Origin of the sequence: Pseudomonas gingeri, from assembly GCF_013386115.1 — a bacterium.
In the GTDB taxonomy this organism is placed as follows: domain Bacteria; phylum Pseudomonadota; class Gammaproteobacteria; order Pseudomonadales; family Pseudomonadaceae; genus Aquipseudomonas; species Aquipseudomonas gingeri.
Genome location: NZ_JACAOR010000003.1, coordinates 1,659 through 3,199, shown reverse-complemented (window position 1 = coordinate 3,199; position 1,541 = coordinate 1,659). Strand labels below are relative to the sequence as shown.

Annotated in this window: 1 other annotated feature (only partly in view). The window is 50.7% G+C overall.

Going from position 1 to position 1,541, the window contains the following annotated elements:
• Positions 1-71 precede the first annotated feature (71 nt).
• Positions 72-1,541 (top strand) — a sequence feature (mutual gap in cmsearch alignment for this rRNA model is longer than 100); it runs 1,389 nt beyond the window's last position.

Sequence of the window (1,541 nt, the reverse complement as noted above, 5' to 3'; positions counted from 1 at the left end):
ACTCTTAAGAGTTTTGCGAATTTTCGGCGAATGTCGTCTTCATAGTATAACCAGATTGCTTGGGGTTATATGGTCAAGTGAAGAAGCGCATACGGTGGATGCCTTGGCAGTCAGAGGCGATGAAAGACGTGGTAGCCTGCGAAAAGCTTCGGGGAGTCGGCAAACAGACTTTGATCCGGAGATGTCTGAATGGGGGAACCCAGCCATCATAAGATGGTTATCTTGTACTGAATACATAGGTGCAAGAGGCGAACCAGGGGAACTGAAACATCTAAGTACCCTGAGGAAAAGAAATCAACCGAGATTCCCTTAGTAGTGGCGAGCGAACGGGGACTAGCCCTTAAGTGGCTTTGAGATTAGCGGAACGCTCTGGAAAGTGCGGCCATAGTGGGTGATAGCCCTGTACGCGAAAATCTCTTAGTCATGAAATCGAGTAGGACGGGGCACGAGAAACCTTGTCTGAATATGGGGGGACCATCCTCCAAGGCTAAATACTACTGACTGACCGATAGTGAACTAGTACCGTGAGGGAAAGGCGAAAAGAACCCCGGAGAGGGGAGTGAAATAGATCCTGAAACCGTATGCGTACAAGCAGTGGGAGCCCACTTTGTTGGGTGACTGCGTACCTTTTGTATAATGGGTCAGCGACTTATTTTCAGTGGCGAGCTTAACCGAATAGGGGAGGCGTAGCGAAAGCGAGTCTTAATAGGGCGTCTAGTCGCTGGGAATAGACCCGAAACCGGGCGATCTATCCATGGGCAGGTTGAAGGTTAGGTAACACTGACTGGAGGACCGAACCGACTACCGTTGAAAAGTTAGCGGATGACCTGTGGATCGGAGTGAAAGGCTAATCAAGCTCGGAGATAGCTGGTTCTCCTCGAAAGCTATTTAGGTAGCGCCTCATGTATCACTGTAGGGGGTAGAGCACTGTTTCGGCTAGGGGGTCATCCCGACTTACCAAACCGATGCAAACTCCGAATACCTACAAGTGCCGAGCATGGGAGACACACGGCGGGTGCTAACGTCCGTCGTGAAAAGGGAAACAACCCAGACCGTCAGCTAAGGTCCCAAAGTCATGGTTAAGTGGGAAACGATGTGGGAAGGCTTAGACAGCTAGGAGGTTGGCTTAGAAGCAGCCACCCTTTAAAGAAAGCGTAATAGCTCACTAGTCGAGTCGGCCTGCGCGGAAGATGTAACGGGGCTCAAACCATGCACCGAAGCTACGGGTATCACTTAGGTGATGCGGTAGAGGAGCGTTCTGTAAGCCTGTGAAGGTGAGTTGAGAAGCTTGCTGGAGGTATCAGAAGTGCGAATGCTGACATGAGTAACGACAATGGGTGTGAAAAACACCCACGCCGAAAGACCAAGGTTTCCTGCGCAACGTTAATCGACGCAGGGTTAGTCGGTCCCTAAGGCGAGGCTGAAAAGCGTAGTCGATGGAAAACAGGTTAATATTCCTGTACTTCTGGTTATTGCGATGGAGGGACGGAGAAGGCTAGGCCAGCTTGGCGTTGGTTGTCCAAGTTTAAGGTGGTAGGCTG